Raw genomic sequence first — 20,935 nt, 5'->3', positions numbered from 1 at the left:
CGACGAGGAACAGGAGGTGCGGGCGTGGAGATCGACGACGTCCTCACCGGTAAGCGGGTGACGCGGATCACGGAGGTGCTCTTCGAGGACGGTGACGTCGTGGGTCTTCACCTCACGACGGCGTCCGGCGAGCACGTCGTGCTCACCGACTGGACGGATTGGACGCTCAGGGTCGACCGTCGTGCCGACGGCCGGCTGCCCGACTACTTCTGGCCGCCCGAGGACCACTCCGAGAAGGTGCTGTTCGAGGACGGGGACGGAGCGGAGGTGACGTCCGCCCGCAAGGACCTGGACGAGACGGGCGACCTCATCGGTCTCCGGTTCGCCCTCGACGGTTTCGGCCCCGTCGCCGTCCGCGCGGACGCCGACGGATTCTCCTGGCGCCGGGAGGACCGACCTCCGGCGTGATCCGGGCGGCCGCGGCCGCGCGTACGAAGGCTCCTCCCGCCCCTCGGGACGGGGGGAGCCTTTTCCGTGCCCGCGCGGTCTCCTCGTAGAGTGGGTCGTCGGCACCGGGGCACCGAACGGTCCGGCCCGGGCCGGGGACGACACGAAGGAAGCGGGCAGCACCGTGGGACGCGGAAGGAAGGCGCCCGAGGCGCCGCTCCCCCAGCGGGAGGGGATCGACCCGGTGCGGGTGCGGCTGCCCGAGGGGGTCTGGGGCACCGTCGGGGAGCATCTCGCCGAGCGGTACGCGGGGGCCGTGGGGGCCGGGCGGGTGCGGGCGATGCTGCGCGAGGGGCGGTTCGTGGGGGCCGACGGCAGGGCCGCGGCGGCGGACGAGCCGTACGCCGCGGGGCGGTACCTCTGGTTCCACCGGGACTTCCCCGCCGAGACGCCCGTGCCCTTCCCGATGGGGATCGTGCACCGCGACGAGCGGATCGTGGTCGTGGACAAGCCGCACTTCCTCGCGACGATGCCCCGGGGCCGGCACGTGACCGAGACCGCGCTCGCCCGGCTCCGGCGTGACCTGGGGCTTTCGCGCCTCCAGCCCGCGCACCGGCTGGACCGGCTGACGGCGGGACTCGTGCTGTTCGTCGTGCGGCCGGAGGACCGGGGGGCGTACCAGACGCTCTTCCGCGACCGGGCCGTGCGCAAGGCGTACGAGGCGGTGGCGCCGTACGACCCGGCGGTGGAGCTGCCGGTGACCGTGCGCAGCCGCATCGAGAAGGAGCGCGGCGTGATGGCCGCCCGGGAGGTGCCGGGCGAGCCGAACGCGGAGAGCCGGATCGAGCTCCTCGGGCACGCGGGAGGGCTCGGGCGCTACCGGCTGGTGCCCGTGACCGGGCGGACCCATCAACTGCGGGTGCACATGAACGGCCTGGGCCTGCCGATCCTCGACGATCCGGTCTACCCGGTGGTCCGCGAGGACGGGCCGGAGGACTTCACGCGTCCGCTGCGACTGCTCGCGCGGACGCTGGAGTTCACCGACCCGTTCACGGGCGACGAGGTGCTGTTCGAGAGCCGGCTGGCTCTCAGTGGCCCCTCTTGATCCACTCCTCCAGGTGCGGGGCCTCGGCCCCGATGGTGGTGGTGTCGCCGTGGCCGGTGCGGACGACCGTCTCCGGCGGCAGGGTGAGGAGCTTCCCGCGGATCGAGTCGACGATCGTCGGGAAGTCCGAGTAGGACCGGCCGGTGGCGCCGGGGCCGCCCTGGAAGAGGGTGTCGCCGCTGAAGACCGTGCCGAGCTCGGGGGCGTACAGGCAGACCGCTCCGGGGGCGTGGCCCGGGGTGTGGAGGACCGTGAGGTCCGTGCCGGCGATGGTGAGGACCTGGCCGTCGGCGAGCTCGCCGTCCGGGCTGTGGTCGGGATGGGTGAGCTTCCACAGCGGCTGGTCGGCCGGGTGGAGCAGGATCCGGGCGCCGGTGGCGGCCGCGAGGGCCGGGGCGGCGTCGATGTGGTCGTCGTGGGCGTGGGTGCAGACGATGGCGCGCAGGGTGCGGCCGTCGAGGGCCGCGAGGATCGCCCCGGCGTCGTGGGCGGCGTCGATGACGATGGCCTCGGAGTCGTCGCCGACGATCCAGACGTTGTTGTCGACGTCCCAGGTGCCGCCGTCGAGGCTGAAGGTGCCGGAGGTGACGAGGTGGTCGATGCGGGCGGCCATCAGAGGACCACCACCGAGCGCAGCACGTCGCCCTCGTGCATGCGGGCGAAGGCCTTCTCGACGTCGCCGAGGCCGATGGTCTCGGTGACGAAGGCGGCGAGGTCGATGCGGCCCTGCTGGTGCAGGTCGATGAGCATCGGGAAGTCGCGGGACGGCAGGCAGTCCCCGTACCAGGAGGACTTGAGGGAGCCGCCGCGGCCGAAGACGTCGAGGAGCGGGAGTTCGAGCTTCATCTCGGGGCTGGGGACGCCGACGAGGACGACGGTGCCGGCGAGGTCGCGGGCGTAGAAGGCCTGCTCGTACGTCTCGGGGCGGCCGACCGCCTCGATGACGACGTCGGCGCCGAAGCCGCCGGTGAGTTCGCGGATCGCCTCGACGGCGTCGGCGGTGCGGGAGTTGACCGTGTGGGTGGCGCCCATCTCGCGGGCCTTGTCCAGCTTCCGGTCGTCGATGTCGACGGCGATGATCCGCGCGGCTCCGGCGAGGCGGGAGCCGACGACCGCCGCGTCGCCGACGCCGCCGCAGCCGATGACGGCGACGGTGTCGCCGCGGCCGACGTTCCCGGTGTTGATCGCGGCGCCGATGCCGGCCATCACGCCGCAGCCGAGGAGGCCCGCGACCTCGGGGGCGACGGAGGGGTCGACCTTGGTGCACTGGCCGGCGGCGACGAGGGTCTTCTCGGCGAAGGCGCCGATGCCGAGGGCCGGGGAGAGCTCCGTGCCGTCGAGCAGGGTCATCTTCTGCTTCGCGTTGTGGGTGGCGAAGCAGTACCAGGGGCGGCCCCGCGTACAGGCGCGGCAGGTGCCGCAGACGGCGCGCCAGTTGAGGATCACGAAGTCGCCGGGGGTGACGTCGGTGACGCCCTCGCCGACGGACTCGACGATTCCGGCGGCCTCGTGGCCGAGCAGGAAGGGGAACTCGTCGTTGATCGCGCCCTGCTTGTAGTGGAGATCCGTGTGGCAGACGCCGCAGGCCTGGATCTTGACGACGGCCTCACCGGGGCCGGGGTCGGGGATCACGATGGTCTCGACGCGTACCGGTTCGTTCCTGCCGGGGGCGACGACCCCCTGGACGTGCTGCGGCATCGCGAACTTCCCTTCCTCCGACCGGATCTTGTAAGGCTCTTGCGTACCACTATCTCCTGACAAAAGGCGAGACCCCCGCAGGCCGTGCCTGCGGGGGTCTCGCCGCCTCCCGTGGGGGAGCCTCAGCCCTGCTGCGCCGAAGAGGTCGCGCGGACCCGGCGGCGGACCAGGAACCAGCCGCCGACGAGGGCCGCCGCGATGAGCGGCAGGCAGTTCACGGTGGTGCGGCTGATGCCGCCGTCCATCCACATGAGGACGAGGACGGAGGCGAGGAAGCCGATGGTCACGATCTGGGTGTACGGGGCCCAGGGCAGGTTGTAGCCGGGGCGGGTGAGCTTGCCCTCCTTGGCGCTGCGCCAGAAGAGCAGCGAGCAGACCATGATCATGGCCCAGGTGCCGATGATGCCGATGGAGGCGAAGTTGAGGACCAGCTCGAAGGCCTCGCCGGGCATGACGTAGTTGAGGGCGACGCCGAGGACGCCGAAGGCCGCGGTGAGGAGGATGCCGCCGTAGGGGACGCCGCCCTTGTTCATGACGCCGGTGAACTTGGGCGCGGAGCCGGAGAGCGACATGGAGCGCAGGATGCGGCCGGTGGAGTAGAGGCCCGAGTTGAGGCTGGAGAGGGCGGCGGTGAGGACGACGAGGTTCATCACGCCGGCGGCGCCGGGGATGCCCAGCTTGTCGAAGACGGTGACGAAGGGGCTCTGGTCGCCGGAGTACGCGGTGTACGGAAGGATCAGGGCGAGCAGGACCACGGAGCCGACGTAGAAGAGGCCGACGCGCCACATGATCGAGTTGATCGCCTTCGGCATGATCTTCTCGGGGTTCTCGGTCTCTCCGGCGGCGACGCCGCAGAGCTCGACGGAGGCGTAGGCGAAGACGACGCCCTGGATGAGCAGCAGCATCGGCATCATGCCGTTGGGGAAGATGCCGCCGTTCTCGGTGATGTTGGCGAGGCCCGGGGTGTGGCCGCCGACGTCGTGCGAGGTGACGACGAGGAAGATGCCGACGAGCATGAAGGCGACCAGGGCGGCGACCTTGATGATCGCGAACCAGAACTCCATCTCGCCGAAGTACTTCACGGAGATGAGGTTGGCGGTGAGGACGACCGCGAGGGCGATCAGGGCGAGGACCCACTGCGGGATGTCGCTGAACATGGCCCAGAAGTGGGCGTAGGTGGCGGCCGCGGTGATGTCGGCGACGGCGGTGGTCGACCAGTTGAGGAAGTACAGCCAGCCGGCCGTGTAGGCGCCCTTCTCGCCCATGAACTCACGGGCGTAGGAGACGAAGGCGCCGGAGGAGGGGCGGTAGAGCACCAGCTCGCCGAGGGCGCGGACCACGAAGAAGGCGAAGACGCCGCAGACGGCGTACGCGATGAAGAGGGACGGCCCCGCCTGGGACATGCGGCCGCCGGCGCCGAGGAAGAGGCCGGTGCCGATGGCGCCGCCGATGGCGATCATGTTGATGTGCCGGGACTTGAGGTCCTTGCGGTAGCCGGCGTCGCCTGCGTCGACGTGGGGGGCTGCGGCCGGGTTCGCCGGAGCGGCGGACAGCGGCTCGGCCGCGGTGACGCGGTCAGTCATGGAGTTGTTCGCCTTCGTGAGGGGGTCTGTGCGGTACCCGGCCGCACCTGAACGGGGGGTGTCCCCGGCACGGCCAGCGCACATCCTCACGGCAACGACGCCCGGCTGACTGTGGCGCATATCACTGAACGCCCATATTTGAGCTAGTTCAGAGCTTTACGGGCGGGTAACAGCCGGTGGACTACGGAGCGAGGACGTCCAACTCCCGGAGGGCGCCGACCGCGATCTGACGGGTGAGCTCCTCGGCCCGGGCCGCGTCCCGCTCCCGCACGGCCTCGGCGACCTGGACGTGGAGGGTGACGGCGGCCGGATCGGGGTCCTCGAACATCACGTGGTGGTGGGTGCGGCCGGTGAGCACCTCGGCGACGACGTCGCCGAGGCGGGCGAACATCTCGTTGCCCGAGGCGTTGAGCACGACCCGGTGGAAGGCGATGTCGTGGACGAGGTACTCCTCCAGGCGCCGGCCGCGTGAGGTGGCGACCATGCCGAGGGCCTGCTCGGTGAGCTCGCGGCACTGCTCGGGGGTGGCGTTCAGCGCGGCCAGACCGGCGGCGACGGGTTCGACGGCCGAGCGGAGCACGGTGAGCGAGCGGAGCTGGCGGGGGCGGTCGGCGCCGGCGAGCCGCCAGCGGATGACCTGGGGGTCGTACACGTTCCAGCTGGCCGTGGGGAGCACGGTCACGCCGACGCGTCGGCGGGACTCGACGAGGTGCATGGACTCCAGGACCCGCACGACCTCGCGGACGACGGTCCGGGAGACGTCGAAGCGCTGGGCGAGCTCGTCGGTGCGCAGCACGATGCCCGGCGGGTACTCCCCGGCGGTGATCGCGAGGCCCAGGGTGGCCAGGACGTGTGAGTGGAGCCCCTGGGCCGGTGTCGTCATGGTGATCAGCCTATGCGCGCGGGTCCGTGTGATCACACCCGGGAATTAAAAGTACGACTTTTATGTCACAGCCTCTTGAATACGTCGTACCCAATGGGTTTCATGAGCGCGACGGATTCACCGAATCGATGTCGACGAAGACAGCGAGGCACCCCCCATGAGCACCACCCCCCTCACCGCTCCCCCGGTCGTCGTCGTGATGGGCGTCGCCGGGACCGGCAAGACCACCATCGGTCCGCTGGTCGCGGAGGCGCTCGGCCTGCCGTACGCCGAGGGCGACGACTTCCACCCGGCGGCCAACGTCGCCAAGATGTCGGCCGGCATCCCGCTGGACGACGACGACCGGGGGCCGTGGCTCGACGCCATCGGGGAGTGGGCGCACGGCCGGGCCGGGCTCGGCGGGGTCGTGAGCAGCTCCGCGCTCAAGCGGGCCTACCGGGACCGGCTGCGTGCCGCCGCGCCCGGAGTCGTCTTCCTGCATCTGACCGGTGACCGGGAGCTGATCGAGGGGCGGATGGCCGCACGCAAGGGCCATTTCATGCCCACCGCGCTCCTCGACTCCCAGTTCGCCACCCTGCAACCCCTGCAGGACGACGAGGCCGGCGTCGCCGTCGACGTCTCCGGCACCCCGGAGGAGATCACCGCCCGCGCGGTCGCCGCCCTGCGCGGCCTGACCGGCTGACCCTCCCCCGCCCCGCCCCCACCCTGCCCGTACGAAGGACACCACCGTGACCAGTCTCAGCGTCGAGATCCTGGCAGCGGACGCCGCCGAACCGATCACCTCGGCAGGCAACGCCCAGCTCGGGATCGCCGTGCTCGCCGGCATCGCCGTCATCGTCCTGCTCATCACCAAGTTCAAGCTGCACGCGTTCCTCGCGCTGACCATCGGCTCGCTGGCGCTCGGCGCGTTCGCCGGTGCCCCGCTCGCGGACACCATCAAGTCCTTCAGCACCGGACTCGGCAACACCGTGGCCGGCGTGGGCGTGCTCATCGCGCTCGGCGCGATCCTCGGCAAGCTGCTCGCCGACTCCGGCGGCGCCGACCAGATCGTGGACACGATCCTGGCGAAGACCGGCAAGCGGGCCATGCCCTGGGCGATGGTCCTGATCGCCTCCGTGATCGGCCTGCCGCTCTTCTTCGAGGTCGGCATCGTGCTGCTGATCCCGGTGGTGCTCATGGTCGCCAAGCGCGGCAACTACTCGCTGATGCGGATCGGCATCCCGGCCCTGGCCGGCCTGTCCGTGATGCACGGCCTCATCCCGCCGCACCCCGGCCCGCTCGTCGCGATCGACGCGGTCGGCGCCAACCTGGGCGTGACCCTCGCGCTCGGCCTGGTCGTCGCCGTCCCGACCGTGATCATCGCCGGTCCGGTCTTCTCCAAGTACGCCGCCCGCTGGGTGGACATCCAGGCCCCAGAGAAGATGATCCCGACCCGGCCCTCCGAGGACCTGGAGAAGCGCCCCGGCTTCGGCGCCACCGTCGCGACCATCCTGCTGCCCGTCGTCCTGATGCTGGTCAAGGCGCTCGTCGACATCGTGGTCGACGATCCCGAGAACGGCGTGCAGAAGGTCACCGACGTCATCGGCTCGCCGCTGATCGCGCTGCTCGCGGCCGTCATAGTCGGCATGTTCACCCTGGGCCGCGCGGCCGGCTTCACCAAGGAGCGGCTGAACTCGACCGTCGAGAAGTCCCTCGCCCCCATCGCCGGCATCCTGCTGATCGTCGGCGCGGGCGGCGGCTTCAAGCAGACCCTGATCGACATCGGCGTCGGCCAGATGATCCTCGACTTCTCGAAGGACTGGTCGATCCCGGCCCTGCTGCTCGCCTGGCTGATCGCGGTCGCCATCCGGCTCGCGACCGGCTCGGCCACCGTGGCGACGATCTCGGCGGCCGGCCTGGTGGCCCCGCTCGCCGAGGGCATGTCGACCGGTGAGGTCTCGCTGCTCGTCCTCGCGATCGGTGCCGGTTCGCTCTTCTTCAGCCACGTCAACGACGCCGGATTCTGGCTGGTGAAGGAGTACTTCGGCATGAACGTCGGCCAGACGATCAAGACCTGGTCGGTGATGGAGACGATCATCTCGGTCGTCGGCATCGTGTTCGTCCTGCTGCTGTCGCTGGTGTTGTAAGGCCCCCCGGGCCCACGCCGGAGCCCCGGACGTCCTGCGGGACGTCCGGGGCTCCCGTGCGTTCAGCCGCGCAGCAGCGAGAGGACCTCCACGCCGAGCTCCAGGGCCTCGCCCGGCTCGTCCACGCACTGCTGGAGGTCGACGAAGCAGCCCTCGGCGCCGGTCTCGCGGACGCCCGCGAGGACGGCGGCGACGGACTCCGCCGTGGCGCCCGGTGCCGGGTTGTGGCGGATCTCGCGGCGCAGGGCGTCCGGGTCGCGGCCGGCGTCCTCGGCGGCGCGACGGGCCTCGTCCCACAGGTGCCCGGCCACGTCGGGCGGCAGCACGGCGCCGACCCAGCCGGCGGCCCGGCGGCCGACCCGGCGCAGGGCGGCGGGGCTGAAGCCGCCCAGGTAGACGGGCGGACCGGCGGGGCGGACGGGGCGCAGGCCGACGTACGAGGCGGGGATGGTCCACCGCGGCCCCTCGTGGCCGAACTCCTCCTCGGTCCAGGTGCCGTGGAGGACGTCGAGGAGTTCGTCGAGGAGGGCTCCGCGGCGGTGGAAGTCGGCACCGACGGCGGTGTACTCGTCCCGCAGCCAGCCGATTCCGAGACCGACGTCGAGGCGCCCGCCGCTCACCCGGTCGAGCGAGGTCAGCGAGCGCGCCAGCAGGACCGGCGGGTACCAGGGGCCGTTGAGGGTGCTGGTGCCGAGCCGGGCGCGGCCGGTCGCGGCGGCGGCGACGGTGAGGACGGTGAGCGGATCGAGGAAGGTCTTGTACTGGTGGGGGTACGGGTTCTCGGGGGTGTGTCCCGGATAGAGGTCGCTGGGGACGACCGGGGTGAGGGCGCGGTCGCCGACCCAGAGCGAGTCGAATCCGGCCTCCTCGGCGTCACGCGCGAAGGCGGCGACGAGGTCGGCGCGGGCATGGGTGCCGTACTGGGGCAGTGCGATGCCTGTCTCCATGGCCTCATCCTGGGCAGCGGGGCGGCCCGCGACACGAAGGGCCCGGGGCGTGACCCGCACCACATGCCGGGCGGGGCCCCGTCGGCCGCCTCCTGGCCGCGCCCCCGCCGTCAGCCGACGGCTCTCGCCGCCGCTCGGCCCGCCGCCCGGCCCGAGAAGACGCAGCCGCCGAGGAAGGTGCCTTCGAGGGAGCGGTAGCCGTGGACTCCGCCGCCGCCGAAGCCGGCCGCCTCCCCCGCCGCGTACAAGCCGTCCAGGGGCTCGCCGCCCTCCGTCAGGACGCGGGAGTCGAGGTCGGTCTCCAGGCCGCCGAGGGACTTGCGGGTGAGGATGCCCAGGCGTACGGCGACGAGCGGGCCGGCCTTGGGGTCGAGGATGCGGTGCGGCGCCGCCGTACGGATCAGTTTGTCGCCCAGGTACTTGCGGGCGCCCCGGATCGCCGTGACCTGGAGGTCCTTGGTGAAGGGGTTGGCGATCTCGCGGTCGCGGGCGGTGATCTCGCGGCGCAGGGCGGCCTCGTCGATGAGCGGCTCCTCGGTGAGCGCGTTCATGCCGCGGACGAGGGCGGAGAGGTCGTTCTCGACGACGAAGTCGACGCCGCGGTCCATGAAGGCCTGGACGGGTGCCGGTACGTCGGCGCGGGCGCGGCCGAGGACGTCGCGGACGGACTTGCCGGTGAGATCGGGGTTCTGTTCGGAGCCGGAGAGCGCGAACTCCTTGCCGATGATGCGCTTGTCGAGGACGAACCAGGTGTGGTCGTGGCCGGTCCGCATGATGTGTTCGAGGGTGCCGAGCGTGTCGAAGCCGGGGAAGAGCGGGACGGGCAGCCGCTTGCCGGTGGCGTCGAGCCAGAGGCTGGAGGGCCCGGGCAGGATGCGGATGCCGTGCCGGGCCCAGATCGGGTTCCAGTTCTCGATGCCCTCGGTGTAGTGCCACATCCGGTCGCGGTTGATGTGGCGGGCGCCGGCCTTCTCGGCGATTCCGAGCATCAGTCCGTCGACGTGGGCGGGAACGCCGGAGAGCAGTCGGGCCGGCGGGGTGCCGAGCCGGGCGGGCCACTGCGCGCGGACGAGGTCGTGGTTGCCGCCGATGCCGCCGGAGGTGACGATCACGGCCTGGGCGCGGAGCTCGAAGGCGCCGGTGACCTCGCGGCTGCTGGCGGTGCCACGGGCGGCGGCGGAGGGGGCGAGGACCTCGCCGGAGACGGTGTCGACGGCTCCGGCCGTGCGGCCGAGGCCGGTGACGCGGTGGCGGAAGCGGAGGTCGACGAGGCCTCGGGCGGCGCCTTCGCGGACCCTGCGCTCGAAGGGGGCGACGAGGCCGGGTCCGGTGCCCCAGGTGATGTGGAAGCGGGGCACGGAGTTGCCGTGGCCGTTCGCGTCGTAGCCGCCGCGCTCGGCCCAGCCGACCACGGGGAAGAAGCGCACCCCGCGCGCGTGGAGCCAGGCGCGCTTCTCGCCGGCGGCGAAGTCGACGTACGCCTCGGCCCACTTCCGCGGCCAGTGGTCCTCGGTGCGGTCGAAGCCCGCCGTGCCGAACCAGTCCTGCAGGGCCAGGGCGTGGCTGTCCTTGACGCGCATCCTGCGCTGTTCGGGCGAGTCGACGAGGAACAGGCCGCCGAAGGACCAGTGGGCCTGGCCGCCGATGGACTGTTCGGGTTCCTGGTCGAGGAGGATCACGGAGCGGCCGGCGTCGACCAGCTCGGCGGTGGCGACGAGGCCGGCGAGGCCCGCCCCGATCACGATCACGTCAGCGTCGTAGGACATGGACCGCATCTTGGATACACGGATGTATCGAGTCAACCGTCCGGCCTTCCCGTTTTCTAATGTCGAGCATTAACATGAGGGCATGGCAAGGACGTCAGGACCCGAGACCCGGGAGAAACTGATCCGCGCGGCGGAGGAGCTCTTCGCCGCGCAGGGCGTCGACGGCGCACAGCTGCGGGACGTCGTGGCACTCGCCGGACAGGCCAATCCCTCCGCGGTGCAGTACCACTTCGGCTCGCGCGCCGGGCTGCTCGACTCGGTCATGGCCGGCCGCCAGACCCGTACGGAACAGGTGCTCGCCCCCCTCCTCGGCGACGCGGGCGACGACCTGGCGCAGCTGGTCGGCGTGCTCGTCACCGCCGAGGCCAGCGAGCTGCGCACCGACCGGGGCCGCCGCTGTCTGCGGATCTCCGCACAGCTCAGCCACGAGAGCGGCGTCCGCACCCGCACCCCCCATCCCACGCTCGCCGGCACCGCCTACTGGCGCCTGATCGAGCGGATGGCGGAGCGTCTGGCCGCCGACGGACTGCCCGAGCCGCTGCTGCTGGAGCGCCTCGACCTGGCGCTGACCGTGGTGGGCGCGGCGATGGCGGACCGGGCCCGGCAGTACCTCGACGGCACCGAGCCCCTCACGGACGAGCCGCTCTTCCTCGCCGACCTCGTCGAGACCACCACCGCGCTTCTCCGGGCCGCGCAGCCCCGGAGCGTCTGAAGACCCCAAGCCCCCAAGCCCCCAAGCCCCCAAGCCTGAAGATCCCGAAGGGACCTCTCATGAACGACCTCTCCGGCAAGACCGTGCTCATCACCGGCGGCGCCCGCGGCCTGGGCGCCGAGGCCGCCCGGCAGGCCGTGGCCGCCGGGGCGAACGTCGTCGTCACCGACGTGCTCGACGAGGACGGCAAGGCCACCGCCGAGGCGCTCGGAGAGCGGGCCCGGTTCCTCCACCACGACGTGACCTCCGAGGAGGAGTGGGCGGCGGCCGTCGCCTTCGCGGTGGCGGAGTTCGGCGGGCTGCACGGTCTGGTGAACAACGCCGGCATCTCGACCGGCGCGTTCCTGGAGAGCGAGTCCGTCGAGCACTTCCGCAAGGTCCTCGACATCAACCTGACCGGTGTCTTCATCGGCATGAAGGCCGCGATCCCGGCGATGAAGGAGGCCGGCGGCGGCTCGATCGTCAACATCTCCTCGGCCGCGGGCCTGATGGGCCTGGCCCTGACCGCCGGATACGGCGCCTCCAAGTGGGGCGTGCGCGGCCTGACGAAGATCGGCGCGGTGGAGCTCGGCACGGCGGGGATCCGCGTCAACTCCGTCCACCCCGGCATGACCTACACCCCGATGACGGCCTCCGTCGGCATCGAGCGCGGCGAGGGCAAGTACCCGAACACGCCCATGGGCCGGGTCGGCGAGGCCGACGAGATCGCGGGCGCGGTCGTCTTCCTGCTCTCGGACGCCGCCTCGTACGTGACGGGCGCGGAGCTCGCCGTGGACGGCGGCTGGACCACCGGCCCGACGGTCAAGTACGTCATGGGGCAGTGACGGTTTCCCGCACGGTGATTTGATGGGCGCATGAGCGCCTCCGAAGAGATCCTCGACGTCGTCGACGAGCAGGACCGGGTGATCGGGCAGGCTCCGCGCGGCGAGGTGTACGCGCGGGGCCTGATCCACCGCTGCGTCTTCATCCGGGTCCGGGACGCCGAGGGCAGGGTCTTCGTCCACCGCAGGACGCCGACGAAGCTGGTCTTCCCCTCCCTGTACGACATGTTCGTCGGCGGGGTCGTCGGCGCCGGCGAGTCCTACGACGAGGCCGCGCTGCGGGAGGCCGAGGAGGAGCTCGGCGTGTCCGGGCTGCCCCGCCCCGAACCGGTGACGCGGTTCCTGTACGACTCCGGGGGCGTGGCCGGGAAGTGGTGGTCGGCCGTCTACGAGGTCCGCTGCGAACTGCCGGTCAGCCCGCAGGTGGAGGAGGTCGCCTGGCACGGCTTCCTCACCGACGAGGAGCTGGCCGCACGGCTGCCCGGAACGGCGGGCGCCTGGGAGTGGGTGCCGGACGGCCTCGCCGCGTACGAGCTGCTGCGGGCGGGCTGAGGGCCTGCGTAGAGCGGGCCCGGAAGCCGGTGCCGGGCGGGCCGATCATCCGGCCGTTAGGGTGCACACGTGAGCGATTTCGTGCAGAGCCTGCGGCTGTGGTTCGCGCCGCAGCGGATCCGGGACGAGGGCGAGACGCCCGACTACCGCTTCTCCCTCGCCAACGAACGGACCTTCCTGGCCTGGATCCGGACCGCGCTCGCCCTGGTCGGCGGCGGTTTCGCCGTCGACCAGTTCCTGCCGGACCTGCGCTGGGGCGTGCGCGTCGGGCTCGCGCTCGCGCTGCTCGCCGCCGGTGTGCTGTGCGCCCTGCGGGCGGTGAACCACTGGATGCGCTGCGAACGGGCGATGCGACGCAACGAGGACCTGCCGGTGTCCCGGTTCCCTGCGCTGCTCAGCCTCTCGGTGGCCGCCGTGGCCCTCGCGATGGTGGCGCTCGTCGTCTTCGGCTGGGCCGGGCGGTGAGTTCGGCCGACGAGGCCCGGGATCCCGGGCTCCAGCCGGAGCGGACCCGACTCGCGTGGCGGCGTACGACCCTGTCGTGCACGGTCGTCACGGTGCTCGCCGTGAAGCTCGTGGTCAGCGACGAGGTCACGGCGCGGGAGCTGACCGGCCTCGCGCTCTCGGCCCTGGTGTGGGTCGCGTTCCTGGCCGTGGCGCACCGCCGGATCCGCTCCCTGGGCGCGGCGCGGCCGCTCCCGCTCTCCCACCGGGGCGCGCTGCTCGCGACGGTGTGCACGATCGCACTCGCCGTCCTCGGGGCGACGGTGATCTGGTGAGACCGCGCCAGGGTGGCCGGCCGTGATCCGCCGGACGGGCCGGACACGACGGGAACGGTCGGACAGGCCCTAGGGGACGGTCACCACGACCTTGCCGTTCAGCCCGCCCGCCGCGTTGGCGCGCTGGGCCTCGGCCGCCTGCTCCAGCGGGAACGCCCTGGCCACCCGTACGGTGAGGACGCCCGCGTCGGCCAGGTCGGCGAGGACCGCGAGGTCGGCGGCGTCGGGGCGGACCCAGAAGTAGCGGCCGCCGAGGGCGAGGACCTCGCCGTCGGCGATCGAGGCCAGGCGGCCCCCCGGCGCGAGGAGCCCGGCGGAGAGCTTCAGGAACGGGCCTCCGATGGTGTCGAGGACGGCGTCCACGCCCTGCGGGGCGAGGGCGCGGACCTGGTCGGCGAAGGTCTCCTCGTCGTAGCGGACGGGCTCGGCGCCGAGCTCCGCGACCCGCTCCAGGCCCGCCTCCCGGGCCGCGCCGATCACCCGGCAGCCGAGGTGACGGGCGATCTGCACGGCCATCGAGCCGACCCCGCCGGCCGCCGCGTGCACGAGGACCGTGTCGCCGGGGCGCGCCGCGAGGGCCTGGGGCCGTTGGAGCACCTGGTACGCGGTGAGGCCGACGAGCGGGAGGGCCGCGGCCTCCTCGAACCCGAAGGTGCGGGGCTTGCGGGCGAGGGTGCGGACCGGGGCGGCGACGTACTCGGCGAAGGTGCCGTGCGCGAGGACGTCCTCGCGGACGTACCCCATGACCTCGTCCCCGACGGCGTACTCGGGGACGGAGACGCCGAGCCGGACCACGACGCCGGAGACGTCCCACCCCGGGACGACCGGGAAGACGGCGTCGAGCATGCCGTCGAGATACCCGGCCTGCGCCTTCCAGTCGACGGGATTGACGGCGGCCGCCCGCACCTTGACCAGGACCTCGTCGGGGCCGACCTTCGGGTCGGGCAGCTCGCCGTACTCCAGCACCTCGGGACCGCCGTACCGGCTGTAACTGATCGCCTTCATACCCCCGACCTTCGACGCGACCCGGCCGGCCCGCAAGCCGGGGCGTCAGCCGCCGAGCGCCGCCGGCGGCGGGAGCATGGCGCGCGGGTCGCGGCCCGAGGTCCAGAGACCGATGAGGAACGCGGTGGTCGCCTCCAGGAGGTCCGCGTGGGCCGGCGGGCCGGCGACTAAGGGGGCGCAGCCCAGGTCGGCGGCGAGGGCGGAGACGAGCGCGAGGGCCTCCTCGTCGTCCCCGCACAGGGGGACGGCGACCGGTCCGTCCGCGAAGACGGGCGGGGTGCGGCTCCACACCGCCGGCGTGACGTGGTTGAAGGCCTTCACCACCCGGGCGCCCGTCGCGGCGGTGAAGGTACGGGCGGCCCCGGGGCCCCCGCCGGTGGTGAGGACGGGGCCCGGACCGACGGCGTTGGTGCAGTCGATCAGGACCCGGCCGCCGAACGAGCCGACGGGGCCCGCCGTCTCGAGCGCCGGCAGGACCGCGTCGTACGGCAGGGCCAGAAGGGTCGCCGCGCCGAAGCGGGCGGCCTCGGCGAGGGTGCCCGGCCGGGGAGCGGCTCCTCCTGACCGCCCCTCGGCCGGGGGGCGGTCCGTTCCGGCTTCCCCTCGGCCGGGGAGTGCCCCGTGTCGCTTCCCCTCGCCCGGGAACAACCCGTTCCGGCTTCTCCCGGCCCTGGAGTGGTCCGTTCCGGCTTCCCCTGGCCCGGGAGTGGTCCGCTCCGGCTTCCCCCGGGCCTGGACCGACTGGCAGTCTTCCCCTGTCCAGTCGGGCTCTCATCCGGGGGAATCCCTTTGTCTGCCACCGATCCCTATGTCGTCACGCTCGCTCCGCACGTGCACGCCTTCGTCCAGCCCGACGGCGGCTGGTGCCTGAACAACGCCGGGTTCATCGGCGACGCGGACGAATCGCTGCTCGTCGACACCGCCGCCACCGAACGGCGCGCGAAGCTGCTGCGCGAGGCGGTGCTCGCCGAAGGGCTGCCGCTGCCCCGCACCATCGTCTCCACCCACCACCACGGCGACCACACCTACGGCAACGGGGTGTTCCGCCCCGAGGCGCGGATCGTGGGGCACGAGAACTGCCGGTCCGAGCAGCTCGCGGCCGGACACCAGCTCCATCTGCTGTGGCCGCAGACCGACTTCGGGCGGGTCGACATCCTGCCGCCCTCCGTGACGTACAGCGAGCGGCTCACCCTGTACGTCGGCGGGATCGAGGTGCGACTGCTCCACCCCGGTGCCGCGCACACCACCGGCGACTCGATCGTCCATCTCCCTGAGCAGGGCGTCGTCTTCACCGGTGACCTGGTCTTCCACGGCGGGACGCCGTTCCTGCCGATGGGTTCGCTCGCCGGGTCCCTGCGCGCCCTCGACCTGCTGCGCTCCCTCGACGCGGCGACGGTGGTGCCGGGGCACGGACGGGTGACCGACCCCACTGCCTACGACACCACGGAGCGGTACCTGCTCTGGGTGCGGGAGCTCGCCGTCGAGGGGTACGCGAAGGGGGCGACGCCGCTGGAGACGGCGCGGCGGGCGGAACTCGGCGAGTTCGCCGCGTGGCGCGAGAGCGAGCGGCTCGTGGCGAACCTGCACCGGGCGTACGCGGAACTGGAGGGGCTGCCGGAGGGGTCCCCGCTCGATCCGGTGGCGGTCTTCGGGGACATGGCGGCGATGAACGGCGGGGTGCCGGTGGCCTGCCACGCGTAGCCGACGCGCCCTTCTGGGCGGTGCCACCCTGTGCCCCGTCGTGGGCGGTCGTTCCGCCGGGGCAAGGGGGTCCCCCCCTGCTCGAGCGGAGCCGAGAGCTCGGGGGAGGGTGGGCACGACGGAACGGCGCCCTTGCCGGCGCCCGAGGCTTCTGCGCCTGGACCCGCACCGGATGCGCATTGCACACGTGGTGCGGGTCCAGGCGCGGGACGCGGAGGCGCCGCTATGGGCGCCGTCCCGTGTGCCCACCCGTCCCGCCCCGCGGGACGATTGCCCACACGGCGGGTGGGCCGGGGCACCGCCCCGCCGGGCGGAGGCGCGTCACCAGTCGCGTGGGGTCCAGTCCGGGTGCGCCGCCCGCATCGCCGCCCCGTCGTCCCGGTTCCGGAACGTGCCGTCGTCGCCGAGCCAGCGGTCGTGGAGGACCGCGAGCGCCTCGCGGTCCAGGTCGACGCCGAGTCCGGGTGCGTCGGAGACCGTGAGCCGGCCAGCCCGGAAGACGGGCCGGCCGGTGACGACGTCCTCGGTCTGCCACGGGTAGTGGGTGTCGCAGGCGTGGTGGAGGCCGGGCAGCGTGGCGGCGACCTGGGTCATGGCGGCGAGGCTGATGCCCAGGTGGGTGTTGGAGTGCATGGAGAGCCCGACGCCGTAGGTCCGGCAGAGCGCGGCCAGTTCGCGGGTGCGGTGGAGTCCGCCCCAGTAGTGGTGGTCGCAGAGGACGATCCGTACCGCGCCGGCGGCGAAGGCCTCCGGGACCTCCTCGAAGGTCGTCACGCACATGTTGGTGGCGAGCGGGACGTCCGTGCGGGCGGCGATCTCGGCCATGGCCGCGGTGCCGCTCGCCGGGTCCTCCAGGTACTCCAGGACGTCCTTCAGTTCGCGGGCGACGGCGAGCGAGGTCTCCACGGACCAGGCGCCGTTGGGGTCGAGGCGGAGCGGGCGGCCGGGGAAGGCCTCGGCGAGCGCCCGGATCGCGGCGATCTCCCGCTCGGGCTCGAACACCCCGCCCTTGAGCTTGAAGGAGCGGAAGCCGTACTCGCGGTCGAAGCGGCGGGCCTGGGCGACGATGCCGGCGGGGTCGAGGGCCGCGCCCCAGTCGTCCGTGCCGGCCCACTTGTGGAAGAGGTACGCGCTGTACTCGACCTCGTCGCGGACCTTGCCGCCGAGGAGGGCGTGGACGGGCAGGCCGAGGGTCCTGCCGAGGGCGTCGAGGCAGGCGGTCTCGAAGGCGGAGACGACGGAGAGGCGGAGCTTCTCGGCGGTGCGCACTCCGCGCAGGCCGCTCGCGTCGACCCCGGTGTCCGTCCCAGAGCTCGGGACGTCCCCCGTCTCCTCCGCCAGCGCGAACAGGCTGTTCACATCCGTGACCGATCGGCCCGGCAGCGACTCGGCCAGCGGCCGGGCGATGTCCAGGTAGACGCCGTCGCCGTAGGTCTCCCCGAGCCCGCCCACCCCTCCCCTGGTGACCACTTCGACCACGAGCCGTGGCGTGTAGGGCTGGTGGACGCCCTGGGTGTTGAGGAGGGGCGGGTCAGAGATGAGGATCGGGGTGAGCCGGACTTCGTCGACGATCAACTTCGCATCCATATGTGAACCCTATTCATGCATACGACCAGCCGCCAGAGTGCGTCACACGCTTTCCCGCCACCCCCTGGACTGCATACCGACTGGTCGGTCATCATGAACGCCGACGAAGCCGATCCGGAGGTACGCACCCATGAGTTCCGCCCCGCCGCCAGGACTCGACCCCGAGCAGCTGCGCCGGTTCCTCGACCGCGAGCGGCCCGGGCTGCTCTCCGGGCCGCTGGAGGCCCGGCTGATCGAGGGCGGCCGGTCGAACCTGACCTACGTCGTGAGCGACGGCACCGGCCGCTGGGTGGTCCGCCGTCCCCCGCTCGGCCACGTCCTCGCCACCGCCCACGACATGCGGCGCGAGCACCGCGTCATCAGCGCCCTGGGGGCGACGGGGGTGCCCGTCCCCGGGACGGTCCTGTTCTGCGAGGACGAGTCGGTGCTCGGCGCGCCGTTCTACGTCATGGACTTCGTCGACGGGACGCCGTACCGCTCGGCCCACGAGCTGGCCGCGCTCGGCCCCGAGCGCACCCGCGCCACCGTCCTCGGCCTGGTCGACACCCTCGTCGACCTGCACGCCGTCGATCCGGAGGCCGTGGGACTCGGCGACTTCGGCCGCCCGGACGGCTTCCTCGACCGGCAGCTGCGCCGCTGGGGCAAGCAGCTCGACGCCTCGCGCGGCCGCGAGCTCCCCGGGATCGACGAGCTGCACGCCGCCCTCGGGCGCGCGCTGCCCGCCTCGCCGCCACCGACCGTGATCCACGGCGACTACCGGCTCGACAACGTCCTCGTCGGCGAGGACGGCCGGATCCGGGCCGTCCTCGACTGGGAGATGTCCACGCTCGGCGACCCGCTCACCGACCTCGGCCTCCTCGTCATGTACAGCACCCCGCTCGACCTGCCGGGCTCCCCCATCTCCACGACCGCCACCGCCCCCGGGCACCCGAGCGCGGCCGAACTGGTCGAGCGCTACGCGGCCCGCTCGGGCCGCGACACCTCCGGCCTCGCCTGGTACACGGCCTTCGCCTGGTTCAAACTCGCCGTGATCCTGGAGGGCATCCACTACCGGTGGACCCTCGGGCAGACGGTCGGCGCCGGCTTCGACCGCATCGGCGAACTCGTCCCCGTCTTCATCGAGCACGGCCTCACCACCCTTCAGGAAGGCTGATCCGCCATGGACTTCGCGTACGACGCCCGCACCGAGGAACTGCGGGCGAAACTCCTCGCCTTCATGGACGAGCACGTCTACCCGGCCGAGGCCGTCGCCGAGGAGCAGCGCGCCCGGCTCGCCTCCCCCTGGGACACCCCGCCGGTCGTCGAGGAGCTCAAGGCGGAGGCGAAGCGGCAGGGCCTGTGGAACCTCTTCCTCCCCGACGCGGAGTACGGTGCCGGGCTCACCAACCTCCAGTACGCGCCGCTCGCCGAGATCACCGGCCGCAGCCCGCACCTGGCCCCGACGGCCCTCAACTGCGCCGCGCCGGACACCGGCAACATGGAGGTGCTCGCCCAGTTCGGCGACGAGGCGCAGAAGAAGCAGTGGCTGGAGCCGCTCCTCGCCGGCGAGATCCGCTCGGCCTTCGCGATGACCGAGCCCGAGGTCGCCTCCTCCGACGCGACCAACATCGAGACCCGGATCCGGCGGGACGGGGACTCGTACGTCGTCGACGGGCGCAAGTGGTACATCTCCGGGGCGATGAACCCGGACTGCAGGATCTTCATCGTCATGGGCAAGACCGACCCCGACGGCCCCGACCTCCGCCGCCAGCAGTCGATGATCCTCGTGCCGCGCGGCACCCCGGGCGTGGAGGTCCGGCGCGCGATGCAGGTGTACGGGTACGAGGACCACTCCCACGGCGGCCACGCCGAGGTGGTCTTCGACGGGGTCCGGGTCCCGGCCGCGAACATCGTCGGCGAGGAGGGCGGCGGCTTCGCCATCGCCCAGGCCCGGCTCGGCCCAGGCCGCATCCACCACTGCATGCGGCTCATCGGCATGGCGGAGCGGGCGGTCGAGCTGATGTGCCGGCGCGCCGTCTCCCGCACGGCCTTCGGCAAGACGCTCGCCCAGCAGGGCGTCGTGCAGAACTGGATCGCCGACGCCCGGGTCACCATCGAGCAGCTGCGGCTCCTCGTCCTCAAGACGGCCTGGCTGATGGACACCGTCGGCAACCGGGGCGCGCACACCGAGATCCAGGCCATCAAGATCGCGACCCCGCGCGCCGTCGTCGACATCATCGACAAGGCCGTGCAGGCGCACGGGGCGGGCGGTGTCTCGCAGGACTTCCCGTTGGCAGAACTGTGGGCGGCGGCCCGGACGCTGAAGCTGGCGGACGGTCCGGACGAGGTGCACCAGCGGTCGCTGGCGCGCCGGGAGCTGAAGAAGTACCTGTAGGGGACGGCTCAGGGACGGAGGGCCCGCAGGAGGAGGTCGGCGAGGTGGGCGGCGACCTCCTCGGGGGTGAGCGGGCCGTCCGGGCGGTACCACGTGGAGAGGTGGTGCACGGAGCCGAAGTGGTAGTCGACGACGAGGTCGGCGGGCGTGGCGGAGGAGAAGACGCCCGTCCGCTGGCCTTCCTCGATCAGGGCCCGGAAGCGCTCGTGGTAGCGGCGCCGCTCGGCCCGCACCTGCTTGTGCTTCTCCGGGCTCAGGTGGTGCATGGAGCGGAAGAAGATGGACGCGTCGTCGAGGTTCTCGATGGTGGTGACGACGACGTCCGCCGCGGCGTCGCGCAGCCGGTCCTCGACGGGCGCGTCGGCGTCCGCGTAGGCGTCGAGCCGCTCCTGCTGGAGGCGCAGCACACGGGAGTAGACCTCCTGGAGGAGGTCCTCCTTGGAGCCGAAGTAGTGGTAGAGCGCGCCCTTGGTGACCCCGGCGGCCTCGACGATCTCCTGGACGGAGGTGCGGTCGTAGCCCCGCTCGGCGAAGAGCCGGGTGGCGGCGGCGAGGAGTCTCTGGGGAACGGGGGCGCCGCTCCCGTCCGTCGTCCTGGCCATGCTCCGCCGCCTTCCTTGGTGATCGTTTTCGGTCACGGGAACGCGTTCCCGCCGCTAGATCTTCCCATCTGCCGGGACTACGGACGACGGGTGCCCGTCTCCCAGGCCTGCTGGACGTTGTTCATCGTGCCGAGCCACCGCTCGGGGTCGGTGGCGCGGTTGCGGTAGTAGCCGGCGACCTCGGGGTGGGGCAGGACGAGGAAGCGGTCGGCGGCGATGGCGTCGAGGAGGGCGTCGGCGACGTCCTCGGGCTCGATGGCGGTGGGGGCGAGGACGAGCTCGCCGGCGGATCCGGCGGCGGTGAGCA

General features: G+C 72.5%; 22 protein-coding genes and 1 pseudogene. 12 read left to right on the top strand and 11 right to left on the bottom strand.

Annotation, left to right across the window (positions count from 1 at the left end; all coding sequences use genetic code 11):
- Positions 1-24: 24 nt before the first annotated feature.
- Positions 25-408, top strand: a complete 384-nt coding sequence (locus K7G60_RS28465) for a hypothetical protein (RefSeq protein WP_225803823.1) — start codon at positions 25-27, stop codon at positions 406-408.
- A 163-nt stretch (positions 409-571) separates the two neighbouring features.
- Positions 572-1,492, top strand: coding sequence for a pseudouridine synthase (locus K7G60_RS28460; RefSeq protein WP_225803822.1), 921 nt, complete (start codon positions 572-574; stop codon positions 1,490-1,492).
- On the opposite strand, the gene K7G60_RS28455 is transcribed toward K7G60_RS28460, so the two are convergent.
- The 4 genes from K7G60_RS28455 to K7G60_RS28440 form a co-directional block, all read right to left on the bottom strand.
- Positions 1,476-2,105: an MBL fold metallo-hydrolase gene (locus tag K7G60_RS28455; protein WP_225803821.1), complete on the bottom strand. Its 630-nt coding sequence runs from the start codon at positions 2,103-2,105 to the stop codon at positions 1,476-1,478. The genes K7G60_RS28460 and K7G60_RS28455 overlap by 17 nt on opposite strands.
- Positions 2,105-3,190: an S-(hydroxymethyl)mycothiol dehydrogenase gene (locus K7G60_RS28450; RefSeq protein ID WP_225803820.1), complete on the bottom strand. Its 1,086-nt coding sequence runs from the start codon at positions 3,188-3,190 to the stop codon at positions 2,105-2,107. The genes K7G60_RS28455 and K7G60_RS28450 overlap by 1 nt, the downstream gene beginning before the upstream one ends.
- A 122-nt stretch (positions 3,191-3,312) precedes the next feature.
- Entirely contained in the window at positions 3,313-4,773 is a 1,461-nt protein-coding gene (locus K7G60_RS28445) for an amino acid permease (protein ID WP_225803819.1), read from the bottom strand.
- Between the two features lie 181 nt (positions 4,774-4,954).
- Positions 4,955-5,656, bottom strand: coding sequence for a FadR/GntR family transcriptional regulator (locus K7G60_RS28440; protein WP_225803818.1), 702 nt, complete (start codon positions 5,654-5,656; stop codon positions 4,955-4,957).
- Between the two features lie 157 nt (positions 5,657-5,813).
- Here K7G60_RS28440 and K7G60_RS28435 point away from each other — a divergent pair, with 157 nt between their 5' ends.
- Together K7G60_RS28435 and K7G60_RS28430 are read left to right on the top strand one after the other, a co-directional pair.
- Complete coding sequence (locus K7G60_RS28435; RefSeq protein WP_225803817.1) at positions 5,814-6,338, top strand: gluconokinase; 525 nt, start codon at positions 5,814-5,816, stop codon at positions 6,336-6,338.
- A gap of 46 nt (positions 6,339-6,384) precedes the next feature.
- The gene (locus K7G60_RS28430; RefSeq protein WP_225803816.1) at positions 6,385-7,782 is read left to right on the top strand and encodes a GntP family permease; all 1,398 of its coding nucleotides are present in this window, start codon (positions 6,385-6,387) and stop codon (positions 7,780-7,782) included.
- Positions 7,783-7,844: 62 nt separating this feature from the next.
- On the opposite strand, the gene K7G60_RS28425 is transcribed toward K7G60_RS28430, so the two are convergent.
- Together K7G60_RS28425 and K7G60_RS28420 are read right to left on the bottom strand one after the other, a co-directional pair.
- The gene (locus tag K7G60_RS28425) at positions 7,845-8,729 is read right to left on the bottom strand and encodes a TIGR03619 family F420-dependent LLM class oxidoreductase (RefSeq protein ID WP_225803815.1); all 885 of its coding nucleotides are present in this window, start codon (positions 8,727-8,729) and stop codon (positions 7,845-7,847) included.
- 110 nt (positions 8,730-8,839) lie between these two features.
- Positions 8,840-10,495 (bottom strand): FAD-binding dehydrogenase, encoded by a 1,656-nt coding sequence (locus tag K7G60_RS28420; RefSeq protein WP_225803814.1) that lies wholly within the window; start codon positions 10,493-10,495, stop codon positions 8,840-8,842.
- 82 nt (positions 10,496-10,577) lie between these two features.
- Between K7G60_RS28420 and K7G60_RS28415 the strand changes: the two genes are divergently transcribed.
- From K7G60_RS28415 to K7G60_RS28395, 5 genes are all read left to right on the top strand, one after another.
- Positions 10,578-11,207, top strand: a complete 630-nt coding sequence (locus K7G60_RS28415; RefSeq protein ID WP_225803813.1) for a TetR/AcrR family transcriptional regulator — start codon at positions 10,578-10,580, stop codon at positions 11,205-11,207.
- A 59-nt stretch (positions 11,208-11,266) separates the two neighbouring features.
- Positions 11,267-12,031 (top strand): glucose 1-dehydrogenase, encoded by a 765-nt coding sequence (locus K7G60_RS28410; RefSeq protein ID WP_225803812.1) that lies wholly within the window; start codon positions 11,267-11,269, stop codon positions 12,029-12,031.
- A 30-nt stretch (positions 12,032-12,061) separates the two neighbouring features.
- The gene (locus K7G60_RS28405; RefSeq protein WP_225803811.1) at positions 12,062-12,580 is read left to right on the top strand and encodes an NUDIX domain-containing protein; all 519 of its coding nucleotides are present in this window, start codon (positions 12,062-12,064) and stop codon (positions 12,578-12,580) included.
- A 69-nt stretch (positions 12,581-12,649) separates the two neighbouring features.
- Positions 12,650-13,045 (top strand): DUF202 domain-containing protein, encoded by a 396-nt coding sequence (locus K7G60_RS28400; RefSeq protein WP_225803810.1) that lies wholly within the window; start codon positions 12,650-12,652, stop codon positions 13,043-13,045.
- Positions 13,042-13,359 carry a DUF202 domain-containing protein gene (locus tag K7G60_RS28395; RefSeq protein ID WP_225803809.1) on the top strand — a complete coding sequence of 106 codons (318 nt, stop codon included), beginning with the start codon at positions 13,042-13,044 and terminating at the stop codon, positions 13,357-13,359. Before K7G60_RS28400 ends, K7G60_RS28395 begins: the two co-directional genes overlap by 4 nt.
- A 69-nt stretch (positions 13,360-13,428) precedes the next feature.
- Here K7G60_RS28395 and K7G60_RS28390 read toward each other — a convergent pair whose 3' ends face one another.
- On the bottom strand, positions 13,429-14,364 hold the full coding sequence (locus tag K7G60_RS28390; protein WP_225803808.1) for an NADP-dependent oxidoreductase: 936 nt from the start codon (positions 14,362-14,364) through the stop codon (positions 13,429-13,431).
- 45 nt (positions 14,365-14,409) lie between these two features.
- Positions 14,410-15,012: an NADPH-dependent F420 reductase gene (locus K7G60_RS28385; RefSeq protein WP_225803807.1), complete on the bottom strand. Its 603-nt coding sequence runs from the start codon at positions 15,010-15,012 to the stop codon at positions 14,410-14,412.
- A gap of 141 nt (positions 15,013-15,153) precedes the next feature.
- On the opposite strand from K7G60_RS28385, the gene K7G60_RS28380 reads away from it, so the two are divergent.
- Positions 15,154-16,065 (top strand): MBL fold metallo-hydrolase, encoded by a 912-nt coding sequence (locus K7G60_RS28380; protein WP_225803806.1) that lies wholly within the window; start codon positions 15,154-15,156, stop codon positions 16,063-16,065.
- Between the two features lie 321 nt (positions 16,066-16,386).
- Here K7G60_RS28380 and K7G60_RS28375 read toward each other — a convergent pair whose 3' ends face one another.
- Positions 16,387-17,652, bottom strand: a complete 1,266-nt coding sequence (locus K7G60_RS28375) for an enolase C-terminal domain-like protein (RefSeq protein WP_225803805.1) — start codon at positions 17,650-17,652, stop codon at positions 16,387-16,389.
- A gap of 130 nt (positions 17,653-17,782) precedes the next feature.
- Between K7G60_RS28375 and K7G60_RS28370 the strand changes: the two genes are divergently transcribed.
- The gene (locus K7G60_RS28370) at positions 17,783-18,805 is read left to right on the top strand and encodes a phosphotransferase (RefSeq protein ID WP_225803804.1); all 1,023 of its coding nucleotides are present in this window, start codon (positions 17,783-17,785) and stop codon (positions 18,803-18,805) included.
- Positions 18,806-18,811: 6 nt separating this feature from the next.
- Positions 18,812-20,026, top strand: a complete 1,215-nt coding sequence (locus tag K7G60_RS28365; RefSeq protein WP_225803803.1) for an acyl-CoA dehydrogenase family protein — start codon at positions 18,812-18,814, stop codon at positions 20,024-20,026.
- An 8-nt stretch (positions 20,027-20,034) separates the two neighbouring features.
- Here K7G60_RS28365 and K7G60_RS28360 read toward each other — a convergent pair whose 3' ends face one another.
- Positions 20,035-20,628: a TetR/AcrR family transcriptional regulator gene (locus tag K7G60_RS28360; protein WP_225803802.1), complete on the bottom strand. Its 594-nt coding sequence runs from the start codon at positions 20,626-20,628 to the stop codon at positions 20,035-20,037.
- A 77-nt stretch (positions 20,629-20,705) separates the two neighbouring features.
- Positions 20,706-20,935 (bottom strand): annotated as a pseudogene (locus K7G60_RS28355) (dehydrogenase); the annotation flags it as partial.

Origin of the sequence: Streptomyces sp. NK15101 (assembly GCF_020400725.1) — a bacterium.
Classification (GTDB): Bacteria; Actinomycetota; Actinomycetes; order Streptomycetales; family Streptomycetaceae; genus Streptomyces.
Note: the sequence above shows the minus strand (reverse complement) of the source record. Positions and strands in the feature narration are given on the sequence as shown.